The organism is Gilliamella sp. Occ4-3, assembly GCF_001690675.1.
GTDB lineage: Bacteria > Pseudomonadota > Gammaproteobacteria > Enterobacterales > Orbaceae > Gilliamella > Gilliamella bombi.
Window position 1 is genome coordinate 1 of the sequence record NZ_LZHR01000084.1, and the last position, 3,036, is coordinate 3,036.

The following is a 3,036-nucleotide window of genomic DNA, read 5'->3' on the forward strand; positions in this document are numbered from 1 at the left end:
GGCATCGGGCATCGGGCATCGGGCATCGGGCATCGGGCATTTTGTTAATCGTTTTATTTCACCTTTAATATTACGGCAAAACGTTTTATTTTTACTGTTATCTTTCTGTTTTAAACACTTCCATTGTAAATCTCACTCTCACTTTGTTGTCAAAATAACGACACTCACAGCTCACTCAAAACCGAAACTTGCTCAAATAATGGGTTTAATCTTATTATCACAATGGATACATGTTGGTTCAGCTAATGCAATACTAACAGCAACTTCGAGTCAGGTTATTACAGGGAATGCACCGCAAGTGGTGGCGTTATCGAGTGCAGATAAACATGGTTTTACTGTCAACGGTGTTTTTTACAGTGAGGCGAGTGGCACTATAAAATCTAGTGAAGTGAAAGAATTTGATGGTAATTTAACGCTTAACGATTTTAAAGTGGCGATTTATACTTCAACAAACTTAGATAAAGTTGAAAATTACAGCGATATAGATGGTGATAGTGCCGATCCACAAAAGCCGTTTAAAGTTGAATCGACTAATTATTGGTGGTATGACAATAATGGTGTAAGAATAATAGGTAATGATAATAAAAAAATTATAGGTTGTGGTAGTGGCTTTTCAATGCCATTAAAATTGATAATTGAAACAAAAGTAAAAACCTATTCTGAGTATGGTATTCCAAAAGAAAGCAAGCAATTAACTTTGTCTAAAACCTACCAAATCGCACCAAAATCAGAACTATGTTATGCCAAACCCAATTCTATTATTGTTCATCCAGAACACCAATGGATTGGAGTTGATTTAAAAACAGATGAATATTATTTTAATCGACCTGAATATGCTAATCGCCACCCTCAAGTTGGTGGTGGTTATACTCAAGATTACGTACCTAATTATGGTTTTAAAGCACAGCCAATAGTTTCATCAAACACTTTCCCAACAACAGGGTTTCCAGGTGCTAAATTTCAATTAGTGATGACAGGAGCACAAGAGGATTACCATTATCAAGTGATCAATAACCCAGGAGGAGGTGTTGCAATTGATCAAAATGGTGTAGTAAAACTTAATAGTAAACCCTCTGGAACTGTCACAGTGAGGGCAACTTTAAAAAGAGATAATTCTGTCATTCATGATTACCGTTTTAACCCAACTTCTATTTGGGGGGTGCCGCAAAATTTTAGAGGATCGTTTAATGCTGTACAACAACGCTGTGGCGGTTTACAAAATATGATGAGTCGAGAGCAATTGACAAACTCTCCACGATATAAAGGCCAAACAGCAGAATTAGATAAAGATAAATTGACAATTTCTAATAGTTACACACGCGCCATAGGAGACTCTATTTTGGGTGAATGGGGGTGGACAACTAAATCTTCTTATCCTGATTCAGAATGGCAAGAATTAAATCCAGATCATTTTATTACCAGATATTGGACTATAAATGCTCGTGAACCTGGGGTGTATTCTGTTGTGCATAGCCATGATGGGTTTATTGGTTTCTTTTTAGCTGAAGATTCTCGTTTAGGGTATGCAATTTGTAAAGGATAATTCATAATTTGATGCTGATAATGATCAGCATCAAACTAAACATTAAATCGAGAATAGTTGTGCTTCATGGCGTGAATAAATAGCAGTGTTAATATGCAGTAAAAACTTGGCGAAATAGTTAGTAAAAAGTGTTTTTTATATTGTAAATAACTTGACTGAGTTATTATACTAAATAACGATTATATAAGACTATTGCTAGCTAAAACCACATCATAATCATTCATCATCTACAACGCCATCAATGAATTTATCTTTGTACCATACCATATTTTTATACAATATATTATCTTCACCAATTACATGCGGGTTTTCTCGATCAATATTATTTCGGTTTAACAAACAAGCGTTATATTCTTCTTCATTACATTTTCTGTGCTCTTGGGTATCAATGTTTTTAAACTGACAGCTATTTTTTATATTGATATATTTGTATTTTTGATAATGATAAATACTTTGTATTGTTGTCAAGATTCTTTGCTGTTTTTCATTATAATTATAACAATTTTTTTTACCTGTGGCGGATTTATCTTTTGGGTTAAAATCGATATCGCTACCCCACAAGTTTGTGGCTACAAATTTACCTTTGTCATTGATATAGTAGTCATAATTTGCTCCTATTCTGGCACTTGAGGCATATTTTTTAATGGCTAAATCAAGATTGCCGTCAAAATTGATATCCTCTAGATAAATGCTGTCAAATTGGTTGTAGCTATAATGTAAATTTTGTATTTTTTGCATTAATTGGTGGTTACTTTTGTCATAAACATTAACACCAACTAGTTTAATTTTTTCTTTTTTCTTTTTTGATAATACCGCAGTAAAATAAAATTTATCTGATGAATTCGTTTGTAATAATTCAAGGCGATTAAATTCAGCATCTGCTTCATCAATTATTTCAAGTTCTTTTTGCAATTTTATTGGATATTGTTGATTTTTTTTGCCATCAAACCAATAACCAACTAATTTTTGATTAAATTGTGTTTGCCCATTATGATTAAAGTTAAAGTAACTAATTGAATCCTTAATTTTTGGATGATTATCATTTTCATCCAAATAAATATCTTTATCATCATAAAGTTTTAAACTGTTTTGCTGGCTAACTTTATCGCATGAGTTCATTAACTGACATTCATAGGATAAAGCATGTTGTATCTGTTTGTGATCATCTTTATAAACCCAAAAAACTTTCAAATAGGGGCTCAAATATAGCGTTACTTCTTTATTCTCAATATAGCCTTTATAAGCATAGGTAGTATTATGGGTAGTCCTATAGATAGCACTAAATACAGGGAAAGAAGGGATTAAAAGTAAAGCAAGTAGTATATATTTCATTTTTATTAATCAGATTATTTGAAGTTTTTTTCAATATGAAGCTACAACCATATTTTATATGGATTGAAAATTATAGATAGTTTAACTTCAATATGTTAGCGAAAATTTCAGTTTAAGTAAATTTGATTATTTTTAATGATACTGAATAATTTACATACTTT

At 31.9% G+C, this 3,036-nt stretch carries 2 protein-coding genes; one reads left to right on the top strand and one right to left on the bottom strand.

Annotation, left to right across the window (positions count from 1 at the left end; all coding sequences use genetic code 11):
* On the top strand, window positions 1-1,543 hold a 1,543-nt coding region (locus A9G44_RS13560), incomplete at its 5' end, for a hypothetical protein (protein WP_179854835.1).
* A gap of 216 nt (window positions 1,544-1,759) precedes the next feature.
* Here the strand turns inward: A9G44_RS13560 and A9G44_RS09150 are convergent.
* Window positions 1,760-2,875, bottom strand: coding sequence for a hypothetical protein (locus tag A9G44_RS09150; protein ID WP_065610601.1), 1,116 nt, complete (start codon window positions 2,873-2,875; stop codon window positions 1,760-1,762).
* Window positions 2,876-3,036 lie beyond the last annotated feature (161 nt).